Consider the following 1,040-nt stretch of genomic DNA (forward strand, 5'->3'; position numbering starts at 1 on the left):
CTGCAAACCCTAAGCTTCGGTGTATGGCTTGAGCCCCGTTACATTTTCGGCGCAAAGACCCTTATTTAGACCAGTGAGCTGTTACGCTTTCTTTAAATGATGGCTGCTTCTAAGCCAACATCCTGGTTGTTTTGGGATCCTCACATCCTTTCCCACTTAGCCATAACTTGGGGACCTTAGCTGTAGGTCAGGGTTGTTTCCCTTTTCACGACGGACGTTAGCACCCGCCGTGTGTCTGCCGACTAGTACTCCCAGGTATTCGGAGTTTGGTTAGGTTTGGTAATCCGGTGAGGACCCCTAGCCCATCCAGTGCTCTACCCCCTGGGGTATTCGGTCGACGCTCTACCTAAATAGATTTCGCGGAGAACCAGCTATTTCCGAGTTTGATTGGCCTTTCACCCCTAGCCACAAGTCATCCCGAACTATTGCAACAGTTATGGGTTCGGTCCTCCAGTAAGTGTTACCTTACCTTCAACCTGCTCATGGCTAGATCACTCGGTTTCGGGTCTAATGCGACGAACTGAACGCCCTGTTCAGACTCGCTTTCGCTGCGCCTACACCTACCGGTTTAAGCTTGCTCGTCACACTAAGTCGCTGACCCATTATACAAAAGGTACGTGGTCACCCAGGACGAACCTTGGGCTTCCACTGTTTGTAGGCAATCGGTTTCAGGTACTCTTTCACTCCCCTTGTCGGGGTGCTTTTCACCTTTCCCTCACGGTACTAGTTCGCTATCGGTCATGCACGAGTACTTAGGCTTGGAGGGTGGTCCCCCCAATTTCAGACAGGATTTCACGTGTCCCGCCTTACTCGAGGACGATTGATCGCATTACGCGTACGGGGCTGTCACCCACTATGGCCCTACTTTCCAGAAGGTTCCGCTTGTCTCTCAATCGCCACTGGCCTGGTCCGGGTTCGCTCGCCACTACTTCCGGAGTCTCGGTTGATGTCCTTTCCTACGGGTACTTAGATGTTTCAGTTCCCCGCGTTCGCCACTTTATCCCTATGTATTCAGGATAAGTTACCTATAACAGATACTT

General features: G+C 51.4%; 1 rRNA gene. It reads right to left on the reverse strand.

Annotated elements, in window-relative coordinates:
* A 23S ribosomal RNA gene (locus tag ABID19_RS34305) occupies positions 1 to 1,040 on the reverse strand; the annotation flags it as partial.

The sequence above is a fragment of the Mesorhizobium robiniae genome, assembly GCF_040545535.1.
Taxonomy (GTDB): domain Bacteria; phylum Pseudomonadota; class Alphaproteobacteria; order Rhizobiales; family Rhizobiaceae; genus Mesorhizobium; species Mesorhizobium robiniae.